General features: G+C 67.2%; 15 protein-coding genes. 11 read left to right on the plus strand and 4 right to left on the minus strand.

Translation table 11 applies throughout. The features are described 5' to 3' along the window. Nucleotides 1-39: 39 nt before the first annotated feature. The 3 genes from N5C88_RS04485 (at nucleotide 40) to phoU (ending at nucleotide 3,312) form a co-directional block, all read left to right on the plus strand. Nucleotides 40-1,701: an isovaleryl-CoA dehydrogenase gene (locus tag N5C88_RS04485; RefSeq protein WP_280014751.1), complete on the plus strand. Its 1,662-nt coding sequence runs from the start codon at nucleotides 40-42 to the stop codon at nucleotides 1,699-1,701. A gap of 37 nt (nucleotides 1,702-1,738) precedes the next feature. Next, on the plus strand, nucleotides 1,739-2,419 hold the full coding sequence (gene rpiA / locus N5C88_RS04490) for a ribose-5-phosphate isomerase RpiA (RefSeq protein ID WP_059380427.1): 681 nt from the start codon (nucleotides 1,739-1,741) through the stop codon (nucleotides 2,417-2,419). A 173-nt stretch (nucleotides 2,420-2,592) separates the two neighbouring features. Further along, nucleotides 2,593-3,312, plus strand: coding sequence for a phosphate signaling complex protein PhoU (gene phoU, locus N5C88_RS04495; protein ID WP_054451167.1), 720 nt, complete (start codon nucleotides 2,593-2,595; stop codon nucleotides 3,310-3,312). Between the two features lie 37 nt (nucleotides 3,313-3,349). On the opposite strand, the gene N5C88_RS04500 is transcribed toward phoU, so the two are convergent. The 3 genes from N5C88_RS04500 to argA all read right to left on the minus strand — a co-directional run bounded on the left by N5C88_RS04500 (nucleotide 3,350) and on the right by argA (nucleotide 7,164). Further along, on the minus strand, nucleotides 3,350-5,290 hold the full coding sequence (locus N5C88_RS04500) for a phospholipase C, phosphocholine-specific (protein WP_280014752.1): 1,941 nt from the start codon (nucleotides 5,288-5,290) through the stop codon (nucleotides 3,350-3,352). 146 nt (nucleotides 5,291-5,436) lie between these two features. Continuing rightward, the gene (locus tag N5C88_RS04505) at nucleotides 5,437-5,709 is read right to left on the minus strand and encodes an oxidative damage protection protein (RefSeq protein ID WP_059380425.1); all 273 of its coding nucleotides are present in this window, start codon (nucleotides 5,707-5,709) and stop codon (nucleotides 5,437-5,439) included. Nucleotides 5,710-5,805: 96 nt separating this feature from the next. Then, entirely contained in the window at nucleotides 5,806-7,164 is a 1,359-nt protein-coding gene (argA, locus tag N5C88_RS04510; RefSeq protein ID WP_054451170.1) for an amino-acid N-acetyltransferase, read from the minus strand. A gap of 216 nt (nucleotides 7,165-7,380) precedes the next feature. Between argA and hrpA the strand changes: the two genes are divergently transcribed. From hrpA to N5C88_RS04525, 3 genes are all read left to right on the plus strand, one after another. After that, a complete protein-coding gene (hrpA, locus tag N5C88_RS04515) occupies nucleotides 7,381-11,310 on the plus strand; it encodes an ATP-dependent RNA helicase HrpA (protein ID WP_280014753.1) in 3,930 nt (1,309 codons plus the stop codon). A gap of 130 nt (nucleotides 11,311-11,440) precedes the next feature. Beyond that, a complete protein-coding gene (locus N5C88_RS04520; protein ID WP_280014754.1) occupies nucleotides 11,441-13,174 on the plus strand; it encodes an ABC transporter permease subunit in 1,734 nt (577 codons plus the stop codon). 12 nt (nucleotides 13,175-13,186) lie between these two features. Next, on the plus strand, nucleotides 13,187-14,482 hold the full coding sequence (locus tag N5C88_RS04525) for an AAA-associated domain-containing protein (RefSeq protein WP_251877109.1): 1,296 nt from the start codon (nucleotides 13,187-13,189) through the stop codon (nucleotides 14,480-14,482). Nucleotides 14,483-14,533: 51 nt separating this feature from the next. Here N5C88_RS04525 and lpxO read toward each other — a convergent pair whose 3' ends face one another. Next, entirely contained in the window at nucleotides 14,534-15,433 is a 900-nt protein-coding gene (gene lpxO / locus N5C88_RS04530) for a lipid A hydroxylase LpxO (RefSeq protein ID WP_059380421.1), read from the minus strand. 140 nt (nucleotides 15,434-15,573) lie between these two features. Between lpxO and dnaE the strand changes: the two genes are divergently transcribed. Genes dnaE through N5C88_RS04555 form a run of 5 tightly spaced genes read left to right on the plus strand, consistent with a single transcriptional unit; the run spans nucleotide 15,574 to nucleotide 22,868 of the window. Continuing rightward, complete coding sequence (dnaE, locus tag N5C88_RS04535; RefSeq protein WP_059380420.1) at nucleotides 15,574-19,068, plus strand: DNA polymerase III subunit alpha; 3,495 nt, start codon at nucleotides 15,574-15,576, stop codon at nucleotides 19,066-19,068. Further along, the gene (locus N5C88_RS04540; RefSeq protein WP_059380419.1) at nucleotides 19,068-20,168 is read left to right on the plus strand and encodes a glycosyltransferase family 4 protein; all 1,101 of its coding nucleotides are present in this window, start codon (nucleotides 19,068-19,070) and stop codon (nucleotides 20,166-20,168) included. The genes dnaE and N5C88_RS04540 overlap by 1 nt, the downstream gene beginning before the upstream one ends. After that, nucleotides 20,165-21,013 (plus strand): polysaccharide deacetylase family protein, encoded by an 849-nt coding sequence (locus N5C88_RS04545; protein ID WP_118932248.1) that lies wholly within the window; start codon nucleotides 20,165-20,167, stop codon nucleotides 21,011-21,013. Before N5C88_RS04540 ends, N5C88_RS04545 begins: the two co-directional genes overlap by 4 nt. Further along, nucleotides 21,010-21,762, plus strand: coding sequence for a glycosyltransferase family 2 protein (locus N5C88_RS04550; RefSeq protein WP_059380417.1), 753 nt, complete (start codon nucleotides 21,010-21,012; stop codon nucleotides 21,760-21,762). Before N5C88_RS04545 ends, N5C88_RS04550 begins: the two co-directional genes overlap by 4 nt. After that, a complete protein-coding gene (locus N5C88_RS04555) occupies nucleotides 21,759-22,868 on the plus strand; it encodes a glycosyltransferase family 4 protein (RefSeq protein ID WP_059380416.1) in 1,110 nt (369 codons plus the stop codon). The genes N5C88_RS04550 and N5C88_RS04555 overlap by 4 nt, the downstream gene beginning before the upstream one ends. Nucleotides 22,869-22,872 lie beyond the last annotated feature (4 nt).

The following is a 22,872-nucleotide window of genomic DNA, read 5'->3' on the forward strand; positions in this document are numbered from 1 at the left end:
GGCGGGCGGCGCATCAGTGGACCGATCCAGGGAGCAGCCATGTCATCGTTCGCGACGCATACCGTATCCAACCAGGTGCCGCCCCTGGAGGACTACTCCTTGTACGAGACCGATCCGGCCTTGCGCGAGGCGGTGCGGCGCGAAGGCGCGCAAGCCTGGGAGCCGGAACTGGCGGCGCACGGCGCCTGGCTGGGCCGCGCGCAGACGCTGGAAGCCGGCGCGCAGGCCAACCGCTGCACGCCGCGCCTGGTCAGCTACGACCGCGGCGGCCATCGCATCGACCGCGTCGAGTTCCATCCGTCCTGGAATCTGCTGATGGGCGGCATCATGGCGCGCGGCCTGCACAGCCGCGCCTGGGCCCAACCCGAGCCGGGCGCGCAGGTGGCGCGGGCCGCGGCCTATGTCATGCAGGGGCAGGTCGAGGCGGGCAGCTTGTGTCCCACCACCATGACTTTTGCCGCCGTGCCGCTGTTGCAGCGCGAGCCTGCGGGCGTCGTGGACTTTGGCGGGCAGTGGCTGAACGCCTTGTATTCCCGCGAGTTCGACGGCGCCGACGCGCCGCTGGCCGCCAAGCGCTCGGCCCTGATAGGCATGGGCCTGACCGAAAAACAAGGCGGTTCTGACCTGCGCGCCGTCACCACGCGCGCCACGCCGCTGGGCGCGCCCGGCCGCGGCCGCGCCTATTTGCTGGTCGGCCATAAATGGTTTTTCTCGGTGCCGCAGGCCGACGCGCATCTGGTGCTGGCGCAGACCGACGAAGGGCTCAGCTGCTTTTTCGTGCCGCGCTGGATACCGGACGGGCCGCGCAATGCCGTGCGCGTGCGCCGGCTGAAGGACAAGCTCGGCAATCGCAGCAACGCCAGCGCCGAGGTCGAATTCGAGGATGCCTGGGGCGTCATGGTGGGCGAACCGGGCCGCGGCCTGGCCGTGTTGCTGGAGATGGCCGCCACCACCCGGCTGGATTGCGTGCTGGGCAGCGCGGCGCTGCTGCGGCAGGCGCTGGTGCAGTCGGCGCATCATGCGCGCCATCGCCACGCCTTCGGCAAGCCCCTGATCGGGCAGCCGCTGATGCGCAACGTGCTGGCCGACCTGGCGCTTGAAAGCGAGGCGGCCATGATGCTGGGGCTGCGGCTGGCGCGCGCCGTGGACGAGCGGGCCGACGCCGAGGCGCGCGCCCTGGTCCGCGTGGGCACGCCCGCCGCCAAGCTTTGGGTCTGCAAGCGCGCCATCGCCGCGGTGGCCGAATGCATGGAGGTCTGGGGCGGCAACGGCTACGTGGACGACGGCCCCATGCCCCGGCTTTACCGCGAAACGCCGGTCAACTCCATCTGGGAGGGATCCGGCAACGTCATGGCGCTGGACGTGTTGCGCGCCTTGCAGCGCGAGGCCGGGGCGCTGCCCGCGCTGGAGCGCGAGTTCGCGCAGGCGGCGGGCCAGTACCAGGATTTCGACGACGCGCTGGCGCGCTGGCGGACCCTGCTGGCCGACGGCGCCCAGGCCGAGTTCCAGGCGCGCCGCATCGCCGCCGGCCTGGCGCGGCTGTGGCAGGCTGCCTTGCTGATCCAGCATGCGCCCGCGCCGGTGGCGCAGGCTTTCGTCGCCAGCCGCCTGATCGCGGGTGGCGGCGTGTTCGGCGAACTGGCCGCGGGCGCGGATGCGCAGGCCATCCTGGCGCGGGCGTGGCCCGCCGCCGCGTGCTAAATTTCCTGGCTCGACAAACCTTCCCGCATTTCTCGCCATGCTTTCCCAGCAAGAACTCAAGCAGCAAGCCGCAGACGCGGCCCTGGAATTCGTTGAACAGGTCGCAGGACCCGACGCCATCATCGGCGTAGGCACGGGCTCCACGGCTGATCTTTTCATCGACGGCCTGGCCCGTTTCAAGGGCCGGATCGGCGGCACGGTGGCCAGTTCCGAGCGCAGCGCCGCCCGGCTTGCCGGACACGGGCTGAAGGTGCTGGACCTGAACGACATCACCAGCATGCCGATCTACGTGGACGGCGCCGACGAGATCGACGCCAACCTGCACATGATCAAGGGCGGCGGCGGCGCGCTGACGCGCGAGAAGATCGTGGCTTCGGTGGCCGAGCGCTTCATCTGCATCGCCGACGAGTCCAAGCTGGTGCAGACCATGGGCAAGTTCCCGCTGCCTGTCGAAGTCATCCCGATGGCGCGCGCATCCGTGGCGCGCGCCCTGGCGGCGCTGGGCGGCCAGCCCAAGCTGCGCGAGGGATTCGTCACCGATAACGGCAACGTCATCCTGGACGTGTCCGGCCTGTCCATCACCGACGCTCCGGGCCTGGAAGCCCGGGTCAACAATCTGGCGGGCGTGGTGACCTGCGGCCTGTTCGCGATCGCGGGCGCCGACGTGGCCCTGCTGGCCACGCAAAACGGCATCCGCCGCCTGGACCGCCGCGCCTGAGTCCGCTGCCGACGCTTCCCGGCGTCGCCCCGGCCGGCCCGCCTTGTGGCGGCCGGGGTCCGTGTTCATAATCCTGTCACACTTGGGTCATAACCTTGCGGGTTGTGCAGGCCCAACTCGTAATATCCTTTTTTCAGGGCAGTGCAATGAGACCAAACACGCAGGGAGCCCGGATGTCGGAGCATACAAACAAGCAGTTCGATGCGGACCTGGAGAGTGTCCGTTCGCAGTTCCTGCAAATGGGCGGCCTGGTGGAAGCCATGATCCAGGAGGCCATCGACGCGCTCGCCAGCGGCGACATTTCGCTGGTCGAGAAAGTCCGTGAGCGGGAGAAGGAAGTCAACCGCCACGAAGTCGAAATCGACGAGAGCATCAGCCGCATCCTGGCGCGCCACCAGCCTACCGCCATCGACCTGCGCATGCTGATGGCCGTGTCCAAGATGCTGACCGACATGGAGCGTTCGGGCGATGAGGCCGAGAAGGTCGCCACCGTCGCGCGTCGCATCCACGAAGCCGAACTGCGCCATATCCCGGTGATCGAACTGCGCCACATGGCCGCCAATGTGCGCACCATGCTGCATCAGGCGCTGGACGCGTTCGCCCGCCTTGACCCCATCCAGGCCGCCGCCGTGGTGCGCAGCGACAAGGAAGTGGACAAGGAATGGAAGGGCGCGCTGCGCCACCTGATCACTTACATGATCGAAGATCCGCGCACCATTTCGCGCGCCATCGACATGATCTTCATCGCCCGCGCGCTGGAGCGCATCGGCGACCATGCCAAGAACATGTCCGAGCGCGTGATCTACATGGTCAAGGGCGCCGACGTGCGCCACACCGGCGTGAAGAACACCGAGCGCCTGGCGCGCGGCGAAGAAGAAGACACGGAAGAGTAACTACCGGATGCCCGGCGGCCCCCCCGGTCGCCAGGCCTCATTCCAGGGGCAGCGACGCCCCTGCTTCCAGCCGCGGGTCCGGCAGGCCGGCTTTGCCGGCATCGATGCGGCCCGCCAGCCTGCGGCCGAAGGCCGGCATGGCGGGCGCGCTGATCTCCAGGTCGTACCATCCCTGGCAACCGCCATAGGCAAGCTCCAGCGAGCCGTCCGCCTGCACGTGCGCCATGGCGCACCAGCCGTCGCCCATGCGCGACTCCACTTTCACTGGCTGCGGTATTCCCGCGCGATTGACGAGACGCAGGCTCAGGCCCGTCGCCGTCGCCGCCACTTGCGCTTCCAGCGTTCCGGCATCGCGCGCATCGCCGCGGAACCGCCGGTGCAGACCGTCGGGGCCCAACAGCCACAAGTCATAGGCGCCGCCTGCGTGCAGGCGCCAGCCGTCGTCCAGCCGCGCGCCCGCGCTCACGGTGTAGCGGCGCGGCGCGTGTTCCAGCGCGTGGCGGTCGTAGACATGCAGCACCGCGGCCGCGGCGCCGGGGTTGCGCAGGGTCAGCCGGTAATGCCCGCCGTCGGCGGCCATGCGCCCCTGCACGTCCAGCGCATAGGGCAGGGCGCAAGCCTGGCGCCGGCCTTCGGCGTGCGCACCGCGGGCGGCAGTGAAGTCGAAGGCCGAAGTCAGGTCGCCGGCGATCTCGCGCCGCCATGCGCTGATGTTGGGTTCAAGCACGCCGAAGCGCGCTTCCAGGAAACGGATCACCGAAGTGTGGTCGAACACCTGGGAATTGACCCAGCCGCCGCGGCTCCAGGGCGATACCACCAGCATCGGCACGCGCGGCCCCAAGCCGAACCCGCGGCCGTGCAGGCCGGCAGGGTCGTCAGGCGTGGCGGCGCTGGGGCCGTGGCGAGTATCGTGGTATTCGCCGTCCAGCTCGACCGTGGACAGGCCGCCCGACTGGCCGTCGGGCGCGCGGGCGGGCGGCGCGGGCGGCGGCATGTGGTCGAAGAAGCAGTCGTTCTCGTCGTACGTGACGAAGAACACGCAGCGGCTCCATACCTCCGGATTGCGCGTCAGGATCTCCAGCACGCGTTCCGTGTAGGCGCCGCCCCGCACGGGGGAGGAGACCTCGGGATGCTCGGAGTCGGCCGTGGGCGCGATGATCCACGACACCTGCGGCAGCGTGCCGCGGGCGACGTCGCGCGCCAGCTCGTCCAGCGTGCAGGTCGACAGGCCGCGGTCGCGCAGGGGCGCGTCGCCGGCGGCGTCGGCATGCTGCCGGCGGTATTGCTGGAAGCCGGCCAGCGGATTGTCGTGGTAGTTGTCCGCCATGTCCTGGTAGATGCGCCAGTCCACGCCGGCATGCTGCAGGCGTTCGGGGTAGGTGGTCCAGGCGTAGCCTTCGCCGGCCGGTCCCAGGCGGTCGTAGGTGTTGACCAGGGCCGGGCCGCCGGCCTGGCCTTGCGGATCATTGGTGCCGGTCCACAGGAACAGGCGGTTGGGATTGGTGCCTGCGTGGATCGAGCAGTGATACGCGTCGCACAGGGTGAAAGCGTTTGCCAGCGCGGTCTGGAACGGTATTTCCGCGCCGCGATAGGCGCCCATGCCGAGCCGGCTCTTGGCGGGCAGCCATTGATCCATGCGGCCGTCGTTCCAGGCGCGCTGCGCGTCGTCCCAGGTATGCGGCGTGATGTAGCCCACCCGCGCATCGCTGGCGTATTCCGCTTGCAGCGCATAGGGACGGACCCGGGCCGCGCCGTCGGCCTGCGTCAGCACGTCGCCCGCCAGCGTGGGCGCGGGATGCGGATCGGCGAACCCGCGCACGCCCGGCAAGGTACCGAAATAATGGTCGAAGGACCGGTTTTCCTGCATCAGGATCACCACGTGCTGCACGTCCTGCAGCGTACCCGTGCGGCGGTCGGGCGCGATGCCGAGCGCGCGTTCGATGGGCGAGGAGGGGGACAGGCGCGATTCTTCTTTCATGACAGCGATGATACGGCCAGCAATACTTGAATCTTAAGGCCGGCGCCAAGGCGGACGCTGGCGCCGGAAATGAACAGCCCCTCGCGGGCGAGGGGCTGTATCGGGTCGGCCGCCATCTGGTGGCGGCCGGAAAGGGCGCGACCGGATCAGGCCGAGGGCGGAACGTAACCCTGGGCTTCGACGGCGCCGTCTTCGAACAGGAAGCGCTCCATCTGTTCTTTCAGGTACTTGCGCGCACGGGCGTCCGCCAGGTTCAGGCGGTTTTCATTGACCAGGCGCGTTTGGATGCCCTTCCATTCTTCCCAAGCTTCCTTGGAAATGCTCTGCCAGATCTTGGTGCCGAGTTCGCCGGGGTAGGGGGGGAAATCCAGCCCTTCGGCTTCACGCTTCAGTTTTACACAGTTGACGATACGGGCCATGGTTCGCTGCCGGAAGAAATGAGTAATCCCGCATTTTAACGGGCTTGGCGCCGTGACGGCGACTAAGCCCTGCGGACCCTGCGGGTAGCCCGGTTGTTACAGCTTCTTGATGAAGACCAGGCTGTTGCGTGAACGGTTGTAATTGTGCTGCTTTTCGCGCGGCAGGTCGGCGATGCCGCCCTGCACGAAACCGCGCTTCATGAACCAGTGCGAGGTTCGCGTCGTCAGCACGAACAGGCGCTTGGCGCCGACGGCGCGTGCGCGCGATTCCATGTGGCGCAGCAGGATCTCGCCTTCGCCCGAACCTTGCCATTCCGGATGCACGATCAGGCAGGCCATTTCGGCCATCTGCTCTTCGGGGAAACTGTGCAGGGCCGCGCAGCCGTAGATGACGCCGTCGTGCTCCAGCACGGTGAAGTTTTCCACGTCGCGCTCGACCACGCTGCGCGGGCGCGGCACCAGGGTGCCGTCCGCTTCCAGCGGTTCGATCAGGCTGAGGATGGCGCCCACGTCGTCGATGGTGGCGGCGCGCAGATCGTCCAGCGTGTCTTCCACCACCATGGTGCCCACGCCGTCGTGGGTGAAGATTTCCAGCAGCACGCTGCCGTCCAGGGCGAACGGCAGCAGGTGGGCGCGGGCCACGCCGCGTTTGACCGCCAGCGAGGCGTACTGCAGGAAGGCGTGGGTCTCTTCGTCGAGTTCGCCGCCGGCCAGCAGCGCGTCGGCATCCACGCGGGCCAGTTCGGTGTCCAGCGTGCCGTCGTCGTTCAGCACGCCCTGCGAGCTGGACAGGAAGATCAGTTTTTCAGCGCGCAGCGCCACGGCGACGCTGGTGGCCAGGTCTTCCATGGCCAGGTTGAAGGCGTCGCCGGTGGGCGAGAAGCCGAGCGGCGACAGCAGCACCACGGACGAGCCCTTCTCGATGGCGAACTTGAGCGCGTCGATGTCGATCTTGCGCACCTGGCCGGTGTGCTTGTAGTCCACCCCATCCAGCACGCCGGTCGGGCGGGCGGTGACGAAGTTGCCGGAGATCACGCGGATATGGGCGTGCGACATGGGCGTGTTGGGCAGCCCCTGGCTGAAGGCGGCCTCGATGTCCAGGCGGATCTCGCCGGCGGCTTCCTTGGCGCATTCCAGCGCGGCGGCGTCGGTGGGCGACAGGCCGCGGTCGAATTGCTGGGTAAAGCCCTTCAGGCGCAGCTGCTCATTGACCTGCGGACGCGAGCCGTGCACCAGCACCAGGCGGATGCCCAGCGAGGACAGCAGCGACAGGTCTTGCACCAGCGCGTTCAGCGCGCCGGCCTGCACCAGTTCACCGCCGAACGCCACCACGAACGTCTTGCCTCGGAACGCATGCACATAAGGCGCCACTTCTCGGAACCATCGGACGAACTGGGCGGGTGCGAATTCTGGGGCTTCGAGGGCGGAGACGGTGTCTGGTTCCAGGTCGGGCATGATGGGTGGAAGGATTCCTGAGAGTAAGCAAAAACGCGGCGCAGTGCCGCGCCATAGCGCCGTCGGGCGACGGCGTGGCGAAATTATATGACCGTCGCGCCCCGGCGCAGGCGGAAAAGAGTGCCAATTTGGTGCCGGATTTTCCGGTTTGCGCCCGCGGCGCCAGCAGGAGACCCGCGGAAATTTATAATGCCGGGCTAACCGGACTAATCGTACATGCCTGAATCCTCCAGCCCGCGTGCGCCCAAGGCCGCGGACGCGGCGGCTCCAGCGGCAGCGGCGGACGCGCAGAACGCGCGCCGCGCGCCGCGTCCCGAGCGGCCCATACCCGTGGTCACCTACCCCGAAGACCTGCCCGTCAGTGCGCGGCGCCAGGAGATCGCGCGCGCCATCGCCAGCCACCAGGTGGTGATCGTCAGCGGCGAAACCGGCTCGGGCAAGACCACCCAGCTGCCCAAGATCTGCCTGGAACTGGGCCGCGGCCGCCAGAAGATGATCGGCCACACCCAGCCGCGCCGCCTGGCCGCGACCTCGGTGGCCAAGCGCATCGCGGAAGAGCTGAACACGCCCATGGGCGAGGTGGTGGGCTACCAGGTGCGCTTCAACGACCGCACCGGCCCCAACGCGTCCATCAAGCTGATGACGGACGGCATCCTGCTGGCCGAGTCGCAGCGCGATCCGCTCTTGCGCCGCTACGACACCATCATCATCGACGAGGCGCACGAGCGCAGCCTGAACATCGATTTCCTGCTGGGCTACCTGAAGCAGCTGCTGCCGCGCCGCCCGGATCTGAAAATCATCATCACCTCGGCCACCATCGACGCCGAGCGTTTCGCCCGGCACTTTGCCGCGTCCGAGGACAAGCTGGCGCCCGTCATCGAGGTGTCCGGCCGGCTGTATCCCGTCGAGGTCCGCTACCGCCCCGTGCGCGAGGAACTGGCGGAAGACGAAGCCGCGCCGGCCAAGCCCGGCCGCGACCGCGAGCGCATGTCCGGCGATGAAGAGCGCGACCTGATCGACGCCATCGTGGACGCCGTGGACGAATGCGCGCGGCACGGCCCCGGTGATGTGCTGGTGTTCCTGCCCGGCGAGCGCGAGATCCGCGAATCCGCCGAGGCGCTGCGCAAGCGCCATCCGGCCGGCACCGAGGTCTTGCCGCTGTACGCGCGCCTGTCGCAGGCCGAGCAGGAGCAGATCTTTCATCCGCGCACCAATGCGCGGCGCATCGTGCTGGCCACCAACGTGGCGGAAACCTCGCTGACCGTGCCGGGCATCCGCTTCGTGGTCGACAGCGGGCTGGCGCGCATCAAGCGCTATTCCTGGCGCAACAAGGTCGAGCAGCTGCGCATCGAGCCGATCAGCCGCGCCTCGGCCAACCAGCGCGCCGGCCGTTGCGGCCGGGTGGGGCCGGGCGTCTGCATCCGGCTCTACGACGAGCTGGACTTCAACAACCGGGCGCCGTTCACGGATCCGGAAGTGCTGCGCTCGTCGCTGGCCTCGGTCATCCTGCGGATGAAGTCGCTGAAGCTGGACGACATCGAGCAGTTCCCCTTCGTCGAGGCGCCGCCGGGCCGCGCGGTGGCCGACGGCTACCACCTGCTGCAGGAGCTGGGCGCGATCGAACTGGCGTCGGCCTCGGACGACGACACGGATGCTTCGCGCACCGGCTCGTCCTTCGTGCTGACGCGCACGGGCCACGAGCTGGCCAAGCTGCCGGTGGACCCGCGCATCGGCCGCATGATCCTGGCCGCGCGTGAACACCAGTGCCTGGCCGAGATGCTGATCATTGCCTCGGCCCTGTCGGTGCAGGACGCGCGCGACCGGCCCATGCAGGAGCGCGAGGCCGCCGAGGCGGCGCACGCCAAGTTCGCCGACGACAAGTCCGAGTTCATCTCCTTCTTGAAGCTGTGGCGCTGGTATGGCGAGCAGGTGCAGCACAAGGCCTCGCAGCGCAAGCTGGTGGCCCTGCTGCGCCAGAATTTCCTGTCGCCGATCCGGCTGCGCGAATGGCACGACGTGCACACCCAGCTGGCCGCGCTGGTCGGTGAGCAGGGCTGGCGCCTGAACCAGACCGAGGCCACCTACGAGCAGCTGCACATGGCGCTGCTGTCGGGCCTGTTGGGCAATATCGGCTTCAAGAGCGACGAAGGCGGCCACTACCAGGGCGCGCGCGAGATCCGTTTCCATATCCACCCGGGTTCGCGGCTGGTGAAAAAGGCGGGGCGCTGGATCGTGGCGGCCGAACTGGTCGAGACCACCCGCCTGTACGCGCGCTGCGTGGCGCGCATCGATCCGGTGTGGCTGGAAAAGGTCGGCGCGCATCTGATCCGCAAGAACTGGTCCGATCCGCGATGGGAAAAGAAGGCCGGGCAAGTGGTGGCCAATGAACGGGCCACGCTGTACGGGCTGACCATTTACACCGGCCGGCGCATTCAGTACGGCCGGGTCAATCCGACCCAGGCGCGCGAGCTGTTCATCCGCCAGGCTTTGGTGCCGGGCGAGATCGACACGCGGCTGGCTTTCGTGGCGCACAACCGCAAGCTGATCGCGGGCATCGAAAAGCTGGAACATCAGACCCGCCGCCCGGACATCCTGGTCGACGACGAGCTGATCCACGCCTTCTACGACCGCCAGCTGCCGGCCGACATTTCGCAGACGGCGACGCTGGAAAAGTGGGTGTCGGGGCTGGACAAGGCGGCCGCCGCCAAGCTGCTGCTGACGCGCGACGAGCTGATGCGCCACGAAGCCGCGGGCGTCACGACCGACGTCTTCCCCAAGAAGGTGGAATGGCAGGGCGTGTCGATGGCGCTGGATTACCACTTCGAACCGGGTTCGCCGCGCGACGGCGTGACCCTGTCGGTGCCGCTGTTCGCGCTCAATCAGATCGATCCGGCGCGCTGCGAATGGCTGGTGCCTGGCATGCTCAAGGAAAAGGTGCACCTGCTCTTGAAGTCGCTGCCGCAGAAGCTGCGCCGCCATTGCGTGCCGCTGCCGGATTACGCCGCGGGCTTCTACGACCGCTGGTTCGAACGCCAGGCCGATCCCCAGCAGGGGCTGGTGGAGGCGATCATCGCCGACATGTGGGACCAGGTGCAGATCCGCCCCGCCGCGGCGGACTTCAAGCTGGAGACCCTGCCAGCCCACCTGTTCATGAATTTCCGCGTGGTGGACGAGCACGGCCGCATGCTGGCGGCGGGACGCAACCTGGCGCATCTGCGCGCCGAATTCGGCAAGCAGGCGCAGGCCACGTTCCAGCAGTTGGCGGCCAGCGACACCCAGGTGGCCCAGGCGCTGGCGCATGAGAACCTGACTGCCTGGTCTTTCGGCCCCTTGCCGGAGATCATGGAGATCAAGCGGCGCGGGCAGTCGGTGATCGGCTATCCGGCGCTGGTGGACCGCGGCGCGCATTGCGACCTGGACGTGTTCGACGATCCGGACGAAGCGCGCAAGCACCATCGCGCGGGCTTGCTCAGGCTGTTCCGGCTGGGGCTGCGCGAACAGGTGAAATTCCTGGAAAAGAACCTGGCGGACCTGACCAAGATCAGCATGCTCTACATGACGCTGGGGACGCAGGAAGAGCTGCGCGACCAGATCATCGATTGCGCGCTGGGGCAGGCCTGCCTGGCCGACCCCTGGCCGGTCAACGAGCAGCAGTTCGAAGCCCGGCGGGCCGAGGGCAAGGGCCGGCTGGGCCTCCTGGCGCAGGAAGTGGCGCGCTTGGCGGGGGCGGTGCTGACGGAGTGGGCTGCGGTGCAGCGCAAGCTGCCGCAGGCCAAGCCGCACGCTTCGGCCTATGCGGACCTGCAGGCCCAGTTGGGGGCGCTGATGCCGAAGTGGTTCATCCGCGACACCCCGTACGCCCAGCTGGCGCATTTCCCGCGCTACCTGAAGGCGGTGCTGGCGCGCATCGACAAGCTGCGCGCCGATCCGGCGCGCGACGCCAAACTGGTGGCCGAGATGGCGCCGCTGCTGACGCAGTACCAGCGGGCCAGATCCGCGCTGAAGGGGGCGCCCGACCCCCGCCTGGACGAGTTCCGCTGGCTGCTGGAGGAACTGCGCGTGGCGCTGTTCGCGCAGGAGCTGCGCACGCCCATGCCGGTCTCGGTGAAGCGGCTGATGAAAAGCTGGGAATCCCTGAAGCGTTGACCGCGGCGGGACGGCGCGAGCCGTCCCGTATTACTGCAGGATTTCAGGTCGTTTTCCGTTCAGAGACGCGTCATCTGGTTATGCTTCAATGCGCGGGCCTTCCCTCGCCGCTCCCAGGAGCATAGCCGCCATGTTCGAGCTCTTCAGCACGCGTACCCGCCCGGGCGCGTCGTCCCGGTCGACCCCGAACCGCTGGGACTGGGCTTTGCTGCCCCTGGTGCTGGCCGTGCTGGCGCTGATGGCCTATGGCGCCTCCCAGATGAGCCGCCCCTTCGCCGTCGGGGAAGATCTCCCGATCTCGCTAGACCCGGTCTACCTGCCGTATTACCTGTTGCGCACCATCCTGCGGATGTTCACGGCGCTGGCCTTCTCGCTGCTGTTCAGCTTCGTCTTCGCCGCCATCGCCGCCAAGTACCGGGCGGCGGAGAAGGCGATGATTCCGATGCTGGACATACTGCAATCCGTCCCCATCCTGGGCTTCCAGGCCATCGCGATCGCCCCGTTCATCGCCCTGTTCCCGGGCAATCTGCTTGGGGTCGAATGCGCGGCCATCTTTGCCATCTTCACCTCCCAGGCCTGGAACATGGCGTTCAGCCTGTACCAATCCATGCGCACGGTGCCCTCCGAGCTGAGCGAGGCGGCGCGCATTTTCCGCTTGTCCGGCTGGCAGCGGTTCTGGCGGCTGGAGCTGCCATACGCCACGCCCGGCCTGCTTTGGAACATGATGATGTCGATGTCCGGCGGCTGGTTCTTCCTGGTTGCCGCCGAGGCCATTTCGGTGGCGGGGCAGGACATCAAGCTGCCCGGCATCGGTTCCTATATCGCGGTGGCGATCGACGCGGAAAACGGCCGCGCCATCGCCTGGGCCATCGGCGCCATGATGGCGGGCATCCTGCTGTACGACCAGTTGTTCTTCCGGCCGCTGCTGGCCTGGGCCGACAAGTTCCGCTTCGAGGAGTCGCAGGGCGATGCCGCCCAGCAGTCCTGGCTGCTGGACTGGACCCGCCGCAGCCGCTGGATGAAGGCGCTGTCCAACGCCTTCTGGGCGCGCATGCGGCGCGCGCTGGGCTGGTTCAGCGTGCCGTACGACGGCACCTCGATCCGCGCCCGCGCCAAGACGCCCGATCCGCGCTGGACGCGGGCCTGGGATGCGCTGCTGGCGGCCGGCGCGCTGCTGGCCACGTACAAACTGGTGCGCTTCGTCCACGAGGACGTGGGTTGGGGCGAAGTGCTGCACGTGCTCGGGCTGGGAGGCATCACCCTGGTGCGCGTCATGCTGCTGATCACGCTGGCCTCGGCGGTCTGGGTGCCGATCGCCGTCTGGATCGGGCTGCGGCCCAAATACTCGCAGCGGGTCCAGGCGGTGGCGCAGTTCCTGGCCGCCTTTCCGGTGAACCTGCTGTTTCCGGCGGTGGTGTTCGTGATGTTGGCGTTGAAGCTCAACCCCAACATCTGGCTGAGTCCGCTGATCATCTTCGGCACCCAGTGGTACATCCTGTTCAATGTGGTGGCCGGGGCCTCGACCATCCCCAACGAACTGCGGTTGGCGGCGGGCAACCTGGGGCTCAAGGGCTGGCTGTTGTGGCGCCGGGTCTACCTGCCCGCGGTCTTTCCCAGCTTCATCACGGGAGCCATCACCGCCAGCGGCGGCTCCTGGAACGCCAGCATCGTGGCCGAGTACGTGACCTGGGGCAATACCTCGCTGGTCGCGGATGGCCTGGGCAGCTACATCAAACAGATGACGGAGCTGGGCGATTTCCACCGCATCGCGCTGGGCATCGGCGTCATGAGCATTTTCGTGATGCTGTTGAACCGCTTTTTCTGGCGCAAACTGTATTTGCTGGCCGAAGACCGCGGCCGCTAGGAGTCTCTCGTCATGGATCCCATTTCCCTGATCGATCTGCATGACGTCGGCAAGTCCTTCCGGGCCGCCGACGGCACCCAGCGGCATGTGCTGGAACACGTGGACTTCACGCTGAAAGAGGGCGAAATCGTCGCCCTGCTGGGCAAGTCCGGTTCGGGCAAGTCCACCCTGCTGCGCATCATGGCGGGCCTGGTCAACGCCGACCAGGGCACGGTCACCTACCGCGGCCAGCCGGTGTACGGCCCGGCCTCGGGCATCGCCATGGTGTTCCAGTCGTTCGCGCTGTTTCCCTGGCTGACCGCGCAGCAGAACGTCGAGCTGGGCCTGGAGGCGCAGGGCGTGGCGCCGGCCGAGCGCGCCAGGCGCGCGGACGCGGTACTGGACCTGATGGGCCTGGGCGGTTTCGGCGGCGCCCTGCCGCGCGAGCTTTCCGGCGGCATGCGGCAGCGGGTCGGCATCGCCCGCGCCCTGGTCATGAATCCCGACGTGCTGCTGATGGACGAGGCATTCTCGGCGCTGGACGTCCTGACCGGCGAGACGCTGCGCGACGACATGCTGGAGTTGTGGGAGGAAAGCCGCATTTCCACCAAGGGCATCCTGATCGTGTCGCACAACATCGAGGAAGCCGTGATGATGGCCGACCGCATCATCGTGTTTTCCAGCGACCCGGGACGTATCCGCAGCCAGGTCATGGTGGGCCTGCCGCGGCCGCGCGACGTGGATTCGGCGCCGGTGCGCGCGCTGATCGACGAGGTCTATGCGCTGATGACCATGCGGCCCGCGCACGACGTGCCGACGCCCTTGCAGCAAGGCCTGGGCTACCGTTTCCCGCAAACCGAAGTCGAGCGCATGGAAGGCGTGCTGGACGTGTTGGCGGAAGCGCCGTTCAACGGCCGGGCCGACCTGCCCAAGCTGGCCGAGGAGGCCGAGATCTCGGACGACGACCTGCTGCCGGCCTGCGAAGCGCTGGGTCTGTTCGGTTTAGCCCGGATCGACCGCGGCGACATCTTCCTGACGCCGCTGGGCCAGCGCTACGTGCTGGCCGAGCAGGCCCAGAAGCAAGCGATTTTCGGGCGCCAGCTGCTGGCGCACGTGCCGTTGGCCGCGCATATCCGCCACAGCCTGGAACAGGAACCCACCGGCGCGCTGCCCGAAAAAGACTTCCTGGACTCGCTGGAAGAATTCCTCAAGCCCGACGAGGCGGAACGGGTGCTGAAGATCGCGGTGGAGTGGGGGCGCTACGGCGAGATCTATGGCTATGACTACCATACCGGGCTGCTGACGCTGCCCGCGCCCGACCCCGTCTGAGGGGCCGCCGCGCAAGAAAGCAGGGCGCCCGGGCCTGCCGGGCGCCGTTGGCTACAGGGCCAGGAATCCCGCGACGACCAGAATGATCAGGCCGTACTTGGTGGCCTTGTAGACCTTGCGGTTCCAGGCCTTGAAGGCCTTGCGCTTCTGGTCGATGACCCAGTGGGCGTGGGTCAGCTTGTTGATCGCGCCGGTCTGGTCGCCGCCGTCGTTGGGCGAACTGGCGGCGGACATCACGACGCGGCCGAACCAGCGGTTGAAGGCTTCGGCCCAGCGCCACTTCAGCGGGCGCTCCACGTCGCAGAACAGGATGATGCGGTTCTGGTCGGTGTGGTTGTAGGCTTCGTGCACGTAGGTTTCGTCGAACACCACGCTTTCGCCGTCGCGCCAGCTGTAGTGTTCGCCGTCGACGATGATGTGGCAGCCGTCATCGTTGGGGGTGACCAGGCCCAGGTGGTAGCGCAGCGACCCGGCGAACGGGTCGCGGTGGGGGTTCAGCTGGCCGCCGGGCGGGAGTTCGGCGAACATCGCGGCCTTGACCTTGGGCAGGGTCTTCAGGATGGCGACGGTCTTGGGGCAGAGTTCCTCGGCGGACGGGTGGCGCGCGTCATACCACTTCAGGTAGAAACGCTTCCAGCCGTACTTGAAGAAGGAATTGAAGCCGATGTCGTTATGGGTGTCGGCGGCCTTGATGCGGCGCAGCTCGGCCATCTGCATCGCCTCTTCGCGGATCGTCTCCCAGTTGTCGTCCAGCACCTTGAGTTCGGCGATTTCGCTGGTCGTCAGGTAGGGCGTGGTCGGAACCCGCGAGGTCAGCACCATGAAGGCGTTGACGGGGGCGAGCAGCACTGAATGGTCCAGCAATTGGCGGCCCAGTGGCAGCTTGACGCGGCCGCGGAAGTGCGCAAACAGGATGGCGCTCAGCCAGATCCCGGGAATTAGCCATTTCATAGGTGAATCTCGTGCGTAAATCTCATGTCAACAATGGAGGATGACGTGCAACGTGTATTGTTACACAGGCGCCCGCGTAGTCCTTTGCGCAACCGCATGGGCCTCGGCTTGGACCGCGTTGACTAGGTACAATTCCCTTTATGTCCGAAGAAGCCGTAACAACCCCGTCCCCATTTGTTCACCTGCGCGTACACTCCGAATTTTCGGTCGTGGACGGCATCGTGCGCATCCCCGACCTCATCAAGCGCGTGGCCAAGCTGGGCCAGCCCGCCGTCGCCTTGACGGATCTGTCGAACCTGTTCGGCCTGATCAAGTTCTACAAGGGCGCGCGCGGCGCCGGCATCAAGCCGATTGCCGGCTGCGATGTCTGGCTGTCCAACGACGACGACCCCGCCAAGCCTTTCCGCCTGCTGCTGCTGGTGCGCAACCACCAGGGCTACCTCAATCTCTGCGAACTGCTGACCAAAGCCTTCCTGACGAACCAGGGCAAGGGCCGCGCCGAGATCCGCCGCGAATGGCTGCAGGGGCAGGAGGGTCTGATCGCCCTGTCGGGCGGGCGCGGCGGCGACGTGGGCCAGGCGCTGGACGCGGGCAACGCCGTGTCGGCGCTGGCGCTGGCGCGCCAGTGGGCGCACCTGTTCCCGGGCAGCTACTACATCGAGTTGCAGCGCGCCGGCATGGACGGCGACGAAGCCTACACCCAGGCCGCCATGCGCCTGGCCAGCGAGGCCGGCTTGCCGGTGGTGGCGACGCATCCGGTGCAGTTCCTGGACGAGTTCGAATTCCAGGCGCACGAGGCCCGCGTCTGCATCGCCGAAGGCGAAATCCTGGCCAACCCGCGCCGCGTGCGCCGGTTCAGCAAGGAGCAATACCTGCTCAGCTCCGAGGAAATGGCCCGGCGCTTCGCCGACGTGCCCTCGGCGCTGGCCAACACGGTGGAAATCGCCAAGCGCTGCAACCTCAGCCTGGTGCTGGGCAAGCCGCGCCTGCCCAACTTCCCCACGCCGGATGGCGTGAGCCTGGACGACTACCTGGTCCAGCTGTCGGAAGAGGGCCTGGAAAAGCGCATGGAGTTCCTGTTCCCGGACGAGGCCGAACGCGCCTCCAAGCGCGAGCAGTACTACGAACGCCTGCGCTGGGAATGCAAGACCATCATCCAGATGGGCTTCCCCGGCTACTTCCTGATCGTGCAGGACTTCATCAACTGGGGCAAGAACAACGGCGTGCCGGTGGGGCCGGGCCGGGGTTCCGGCGCGGGCTCTCTGGTGGCCTATGCCCTGGGCATTACCGACCTGGATCCGATCCGCTACGACTTGCTGTTCGAGCGCTTCTTGAATCCCGAGCGGGTTTCCATGCCCGACTTCGATATCGACTTCTGCCAGGACAACCGCGAACGGGTCATCGACTACGTCAAGGAAAAGTACGGCCGCGCCGCCGTGAGCCAGATCGCCACCTTCGGCACGCTGGGCGCCAAGGCCGTGGTGCGCGACGCCGGCCGCGTGCTGGACATGCCCTATATGTTCTGCGACGGCCTGTCCAAGCTGATCCCGTTCAATCCGATGGATCCCTGGTCGCTCGAACGCACCCTGAAGGACGAGCCTGCCTTCAAAGACCGCTACGAACAGGAAGAGGAAGTGCGCGCGCTGGTGGACCTGGCGCAGCCGCTGGAAGGCCTGACCCGCAACATCGGCATGCACGCCGGCGGCGTGCTGATTGCGCCGGGCAAGCTGACGGACTTCTGCCCGCTGTATTGCCAGCCCGGCCAGGAAAACAGCGCGGTCTCGCAGTTCGACAAGGACGACGTCGAGGCCGCCGGCCTGGTGAAGTTCGACTTCCTGGGCCTGCGCAACCTGACGATCCTGGACTGGGCCGTGCGCTACGTGCGCCAGTTCAACGAGGACAAGCGCGACTTCGACGTCATGGCCCTGGCGCTGGACGATCCGGCCGCCTACAAGATCCTGTGCGACGCCAACACGACCGCCGTGTTCCAGCTGGAATCGCGCGGCATGAAGGAACTGCTGAAGAAGCTGCGGCCCAACACCTTCGAAGACATCATCGCCATGCTGGCCCTGTACCGTCCGGGGCCGCTGGAATCGGGCATGGTGGACGACTTCGTCAACCGCAAGCACGGCCGCGCCGCGGTGGATTATTTCCACGACGACCTGGAGAACACCCTCAAGAGCACCTACGGGGTCATCGTCTACCAGGAACAGGTGATGCTGATCTCGCAGATCATCGGCGGCTATTCGCTGGGCGGCGCCGACCTGCTGCGGCGCGCCATGGGCAAGAAAAAGCCCGAGGAAATGGCCAAGCACCGGGAACTGTTCGAGCAGGGCGCCAAGGAAAAGGGCCACGATCCGGACCTGGCGGTCAAGCTGTTCGACCTGATGGAGAAGTTCGCGGGCTACGGCTTCAACAAGTCGCACTCGGCCGCGTACGCGCTGATCTCTTACCAGACGGCATGGCTCAAAGCCTACCATCCGACCGAGTTCCTGGCCGCGACCATGTCCTCGGACATGGACGACACGGACAAGGTCCAGATCTTCTGCCGCGACGCCCAGGACAACGGCGTCGAGGTGCTGCCGCCCGACGTCAATTTCTCGGGCTACCGCTTCGAGCCGGTCGCCGACAAGCACACCAAGAACGGCAAGCCGCCGCGCACCATGCGCTACGGCCTGGGGGCGGTCAAGGGCACGGGGCAGGGCGCGGTCGAGGACATCCTGCGCGCGCGCAAGGAAGGCGGCCCGTTCCAGAACCTGTTCGACTTCTGCCGCCGCGTCAGCAAGCAGGCGGTCAACCGCCGCACCATCGAAGCCCTGATCAAGGCCGGCGCCTTCGACACCATCGAGCCCAACCGGGCGGCGATGCTGGCTTCGGTGCCCACCGCCATGGAAGCCGCCGAGCAGGCGGCCCGCAGCGCCAACCAGGCCTCGCTGTTCGGCGACGACAGCGGCGACGTGGTGGCGGGCGAACTCGCCAAGGTTGCACCCTGGGATCTGCACAAGAAGCTGACCGAAGAAAAGTCCGCGCTGGGCTATTACTACAGCGGCCACCTGTTCGACGCCTGGCGCGACGAAGTGCGCCGTATCGTGCCCATGCAGCTGGTGCGGGTCGAACCGCAGCGCGACCTGCAATGGATGTGCGGCGTGCTGGCCAGCGTGCGCGTCATGATGACCCGCCGCGGCAAGATGGTCTTCGCGGTGCTGGACGACGGCACCGCGCAGGTCGAAATCTCGGTCTTCAACGAGCTCTACGAAAAGCACCGCAACCGCTTGCGCGAAGACCAGCTGGTGATCGTCCAGGGCAAGGTCAGCAATGACGACTACTCCGGCGGCATGCGCATCGTGGCCGAGCAGCTCTACGACCTGCAGCTGGCGCGCGAAGCCCGCGCCAAGTCCCTGCGCGTCAAGCTCAACGGCAGCGCCGACGCGGCGCGCCTGCGGCAGATGCTGAATCCGTTCCGGGCCGAGCCCGAGAACGGCATTCCAGGCGTGCCGGTCGATATCGTCTATACCAAGAACAATTTCCTGTGCACCGTCCGCCTGGGCGAAGAGTGGCGCGTCCGCATGGCCGACACGCTGCTCGCCAACTTGAATGAATGGACCAAACCCGATGGCGTGGAGGTCACGTATTGATGCCTAGCCTGCGTATTGTTCACTCGGAAGCCGCAACCAGCTTCGGCGGCCAGGAAGGCCGGATCTTCAAGGAGATGACCGCCATGCGCGCGCGCGGCCATCACATGGAAGCCATCTGCCAACCCAAGGCGCAATTGGCCGAACGTCTGTCGGACGCCGGTTTTCCCGTGCACACCCTGGAAATGGATGGCGCGGTGAATTACCTGAAGGGCATCGCCACCATCCGCGGCATCCTGCGCGAAGGCCGCTTCGACGTGCTCAATACCCACAGCCGGCGCGATACGGTCATCGCGGCCGCCGCCGGCCGGCTGGCGGGGACGCCGCTCATCGTGCGGACCCGGCACCTGTCGAACAAGGTGGGATCGCTATGGTCCTACACCTGTCTGCCGCACAGGGTCACGACGGTCAGTGATCATGTGCGACAACACCTCATCGACCGTGGCGTGCCTGCTGGCAAGGTAGCCACCGTCTATTCCCCCATCGTGCTGCCGCCGCCCGTGGAACGCTCCACGCTGCGGGCAGAACTCGGCCTGGCCGATGACGACATCGTGGTCGGCTGCGTGGCCGTCATGCGCGCCACCAAGGGCCACAAGGACCTGATCGACGCGATCGCGCCGCTGATGGCCAGCCGGCCCAAGCTGCATCTGGTGTTCGTCGGCGGCGGTTCGCCGGTGTTCGAGCAGACCCAGGCCTATGTGGCCGAACTGGGGCTGCAGGACCGCATCCACCTGATGGGCATGCGGCGCGACGTACCCAATCTGCTGGCGGGTTTCGATCTGTTCGCCCTGGCCACGCAGCAGGAAGCGTCCGGCACCGTCTACGTCGAGGCGCAGGCCAGCGGCCTGCCCGTGATCGGCACGGACGTCGGCGGCGTGTCCGAAATGTTCCGCGACGGCGAAACCGGCATCCTGGTGCCGCCCAAGGACCCCGAGGCGCTCACCGCCGCGCTGGTGCGCTTGATCGACGACGCTGATCTGCGGCGGCGCATGGGCGAGGCCGGCCGCAAGATGGTCTGGGACGAGGGCGTGTTCTCGCCCGCCCGCCTGGCGGAAACCACCGAAGCCGTCTATGCCAAATGGCTGGCGGAGCGCGCGGGATGAACGCGCCCAACGTTCCGGTGCTGATGTATCACCACGTCACGCCGGCTGGCGGCATGATCGCCGCCACGCCCGACGTGTTCGAGGCGCAGATCTCGCGCCTGGCCCGCGCCGGCTACCAGTCCTTGTCCGCCGATCAGTTCGCGGCCTACCTGGCCGGCGGCGCCGCGCCCGAGCGCTCGGTGCTGATCACCTTCGACGATGGCTACCTGAACAACTGGGTGCATGCGCACCCGGTGCTGGCGCGCCACGGCATGCGCGCGGTGCTGTTCACCATCACCGGCTGGATCGGCGACGGGCCGGTGCGCCCGCATGCGGGCCAGGCCGGTCCCTTGCCCGCCACGCCCGACCACGACGCCTGCAAGCAGCTCGTGGCCGCGGGCCGGACCGACGAGGCCATGCTGCGCTGGAGCGAGATCGAGGCGATGCAGGCGGCGGGCACCTTTGAGTTCCATTCCCACACGCACTCCCATACCCGCTGGGACAAGGTCTGCGGCGCCGATGTCGACGCCAAGCGCGGCCATATTGCCCAGGAATTGCAGGAGTCCCGCGACACGCTGACGCGCCGCCTCGGCTCCGTCAGCGACCACCTCTGCTGGCCGCAAGGCTATTTCGACGCGGACTACGTGGCCGCGGCGCGGGCCGCCGGATTCCGGCACTTGTACACTACCGACCCTTTCGGCCAGAACACCCCCGGCGCGGATCCCGAACACATCTATCGTTTCGCGGTGCGCAACCAGGGCGGATCCTGGCTGAACCGGCGCATCTGGCTGTCGCGCGATCCCTTCTGGGGGCCGCGCTTTCATGCCTGGAAGGCCTGGAAAAAGCGTCTCAGGAATCGCGGATGAAGCTATCTGTCATCATCATTACCAAGAACGAGGTGGAGAACATCGCCGCCTGCATCAAGTCCGTGGCCTTCGCCGATGAATTCATCGTGGTGGACTCGGGCAGCACCGACGGCACCGTCGAAGTCGCGCGCGCCCTGGGCGCCCGGGTGGAAGTGACCCCGGACTGGCCCGGCTTCGGACCGCAAAAGAACCGCGCGCTGGACCTGGCGACGGGCGACTGGGTGCTGTCGATCGATGCCGACGAGCGCGTCACGCCGGAACTGGCCCAGGAAATCCAGGAAGCGCTGCGCGCGCCGCGCGCCGACGCCTACGAAATCGCGCGCCTGTCGAATTTCTGCGGCCGCGACATTCGCCACAGCGGCTGGTGGCCCGATTACGTGCTGCGCCTGTTCAAGCGCGGCACGGCGCGGTTCAACGACGTGGCCGTGCATGAGCGCGTGGTGCCGGCCAATGGCAAGCCGCTGCAGATGCGCGGCTACTTCCACCACTATCCCTACGACAACCTGGACGCGCTGATCACCAAGGTCAACCGCTACTCGTCCGACGCGGCCGCCATGATGTACGCCAAGGGCCGGCGCACCTCGATCTTCGGCGCGCTGGGCCACGGCTTCTGGACCTTTGTGCGGATCTACCTGATCCGGCGCGGCTTCCTGGACGGCAAGCACGGTCTGGTGCTGGCCGTGGTCGCCTCGGCCGGCAGCTTCTTCCGCTATTCGAAGCTGATGTTCCTGGCCGAGAAGAAGAAGTGAAGATCCTCTACACCAACTTCCACGCCGGCAACGGCGGCGGGCACGTCACCTACATCATCAATCTGGCCAAGGCCCTGTCCAAGGACCACCAGATCACGATCGCGGCGCCGGCCACCAGCCGCCTGTACCGTTACGCCAAGGCGATTCCGGGCGTGGCGGTGGAGGACATGCAGTACACGACGCGGCCCTCGTCCTGGTTCAAGGACCGTGCGCAACTGCGCCGCCTGATCAAGGCCGGCGGCTTCGACATCATCCACGCCAACGGCTCGGCCGACCACAAGCAGGTCATGCTGGCGACGCTGGGCATGCGCCACCGCCCGCGCATCGTTTTCACCAAGCACAACGACCATCCGCTGGCGAGCTTCGGCCATAAGTTGCGGGTGGCGCTGGCCACCGACCATGCCATCGCGGTCAGCGACTACGTCCATGGCCTGATGCAGCAGTCGCCCTACGGCAAGCGTCCCATCACCACCATCCGTCACGGCATCGACACCAATTTCTTCGCGCCGCCGCCGCCGGAAAGCCTGGACAAGCTGCGCGCCATCTTCTTCGGACCCGACTGGCACGGCAAGCTGCTGCTGGGCAGCGCCGGCGGCACAGACTACGACAAGGGCTGGCTGGACCTGGTGGCCGCGGTCGCCGCGTTGCCGCCGGAAGACCGCAAGCGCGTGCTGCTGATGGTGGCGGGCGACCCGCCCAACGAGGCCAAGCTCGCCCGGGTGCGCGAGTTGGGCATGATCGACCAGGTCCGCTTCCCAGGCTTGCTCGATGACGTGCGGGCGGCGCTGGCGTCCTGCCATGCGGGTTTCGTGCTGTCCTACCGCGAAGCCCTGTCGTTCGCCTGCCGCGAGATCATGGGGTTGGGGCTGCCCGCCTTGGTCAGCGACGCGGGCGGGCTGCCGGAGAATGTCACCGATGGGGTCGATGGCTGGATCGTGCCCGCGCGCGACGTGCCCGCCATCACGGCCAAGCTGCGTTTCATGCTGGACCATCCCGACGCCGTGCGCGCCATGGGCGTCCAGGCACGGGCAACCAGCCTGCGGGACTTCAATCTGGAACGTTTCGCCGCCGCCACACTGGACGTATACCGACGCACGCTGGGATAGGGCC

The sequence above is a fragment of the Achromobacter sp. GD03932 genome, from assembly GCF_029839485.1.
Taxonomy (GTDB): domain Bacteria; phylum Pseudomonadota; class Gammaproteobacteria; order Burkholderiales; family Burkholderiaceae_B; genus Achromobacter; species Achromobacter bronchisepticus_A.

Bases quoted from the DNA above. Each gene is read 5' to 3' on its own strand.
- rpiA (WP_059380427.1), top strand. From the start codon at position 1,739: ATGCTTTCCCAGCAAGAACTCAAGCAGCAAGCCGCAGACGCGGCCCTG.
- N5C88_RS04500 (WP_280014752.1), bottom strand. From the start codon at position 5,290: ATGAAAGAAGAATCGCGCCTGTCCCCCTCCTCGCCCATCGAACGCGCG.
- N5C88_RS04520 (WP_280014754.1), top strand. From the start codon at position 11,441: ATGTTCGAGCTCTTCAGCACGCGTACCCGCCCGGGCGCGTCGTCCCGG.
- hrpA (WP_280014753.1), top strand. From the start codon at position 7,381: ATGCCTGAATCCTCCAGCCCGCGTGCGCCCAAGGCCGCGGACGCGGCG.
- argA (WP_054451170.1), bottom strand. From the start codon at position 7,164: ATGCCCGACCTGGAACCAGACACCGTCTCCGCCCTCGAAGCCCCAGAA.
- N5C88_RS04550 (WP_059380417.1), top strand. From the start codon at position 21,010: ATGAAGCTATCTGTCATCATCATTACCAAGAACGAGGTGGAGAACATC.
- phoU (WP_054451167.1), top strand. From the start codon at position 2,593: ATGTCGGAGCATACAAACAAGCAGTTCGATGCGGACCTGGAGAGTGTC.
- N5C88_RS04485 (WP_280014751.1), top strand. From the start codon at position 40: ATGTCATCGTTCGCGACGCATACCGTATCCAACCAGGTGCCGCCCCTG.
- dnaE (WP_059380420.1), top strand. From the start codon at position 15,574: ATGTCCGAAGAAGCCGTAACAACCCCGTCCCCATTTGTTCACCTGCGC.
- N5C88_RS04545 (WP_118932248.1), top strand. From the start codon at position 20,165: ATGAACGCGCCCAACGTTCCGGTGCTGATGTATCACCACGTCACGCCG.
- lpxO (WP_059380421.1), bottom strand. From the start codon at position 15,433: ATGAAATGGCTAATTCCCGGGATCTGGCTGAGCGCCATCCTGTTTGCG.
- N5C88_RS04540 (WP_059380419.1), top strand. From the start codon at position 19,068: ATGCCTAGCCTGCGTATTGTTCACTCGGAAGCCGCAACCAGCTTCGGC.
- N5C88_RS04525 (WP_251877109.1), top strand. From the start codon at position 13,187: ATGGATCCCATTTCCCTGATCGATCTGCATGACGTCGGCAAGTCCTTC.
- N5C88_RS04505 (WP_059380425.1), bottom strand. From the start codon at position 5,709: ATGGCCCGTATCGTCAACTGTGTAAAACTGAAGCGTGAAGCCGAAGGG.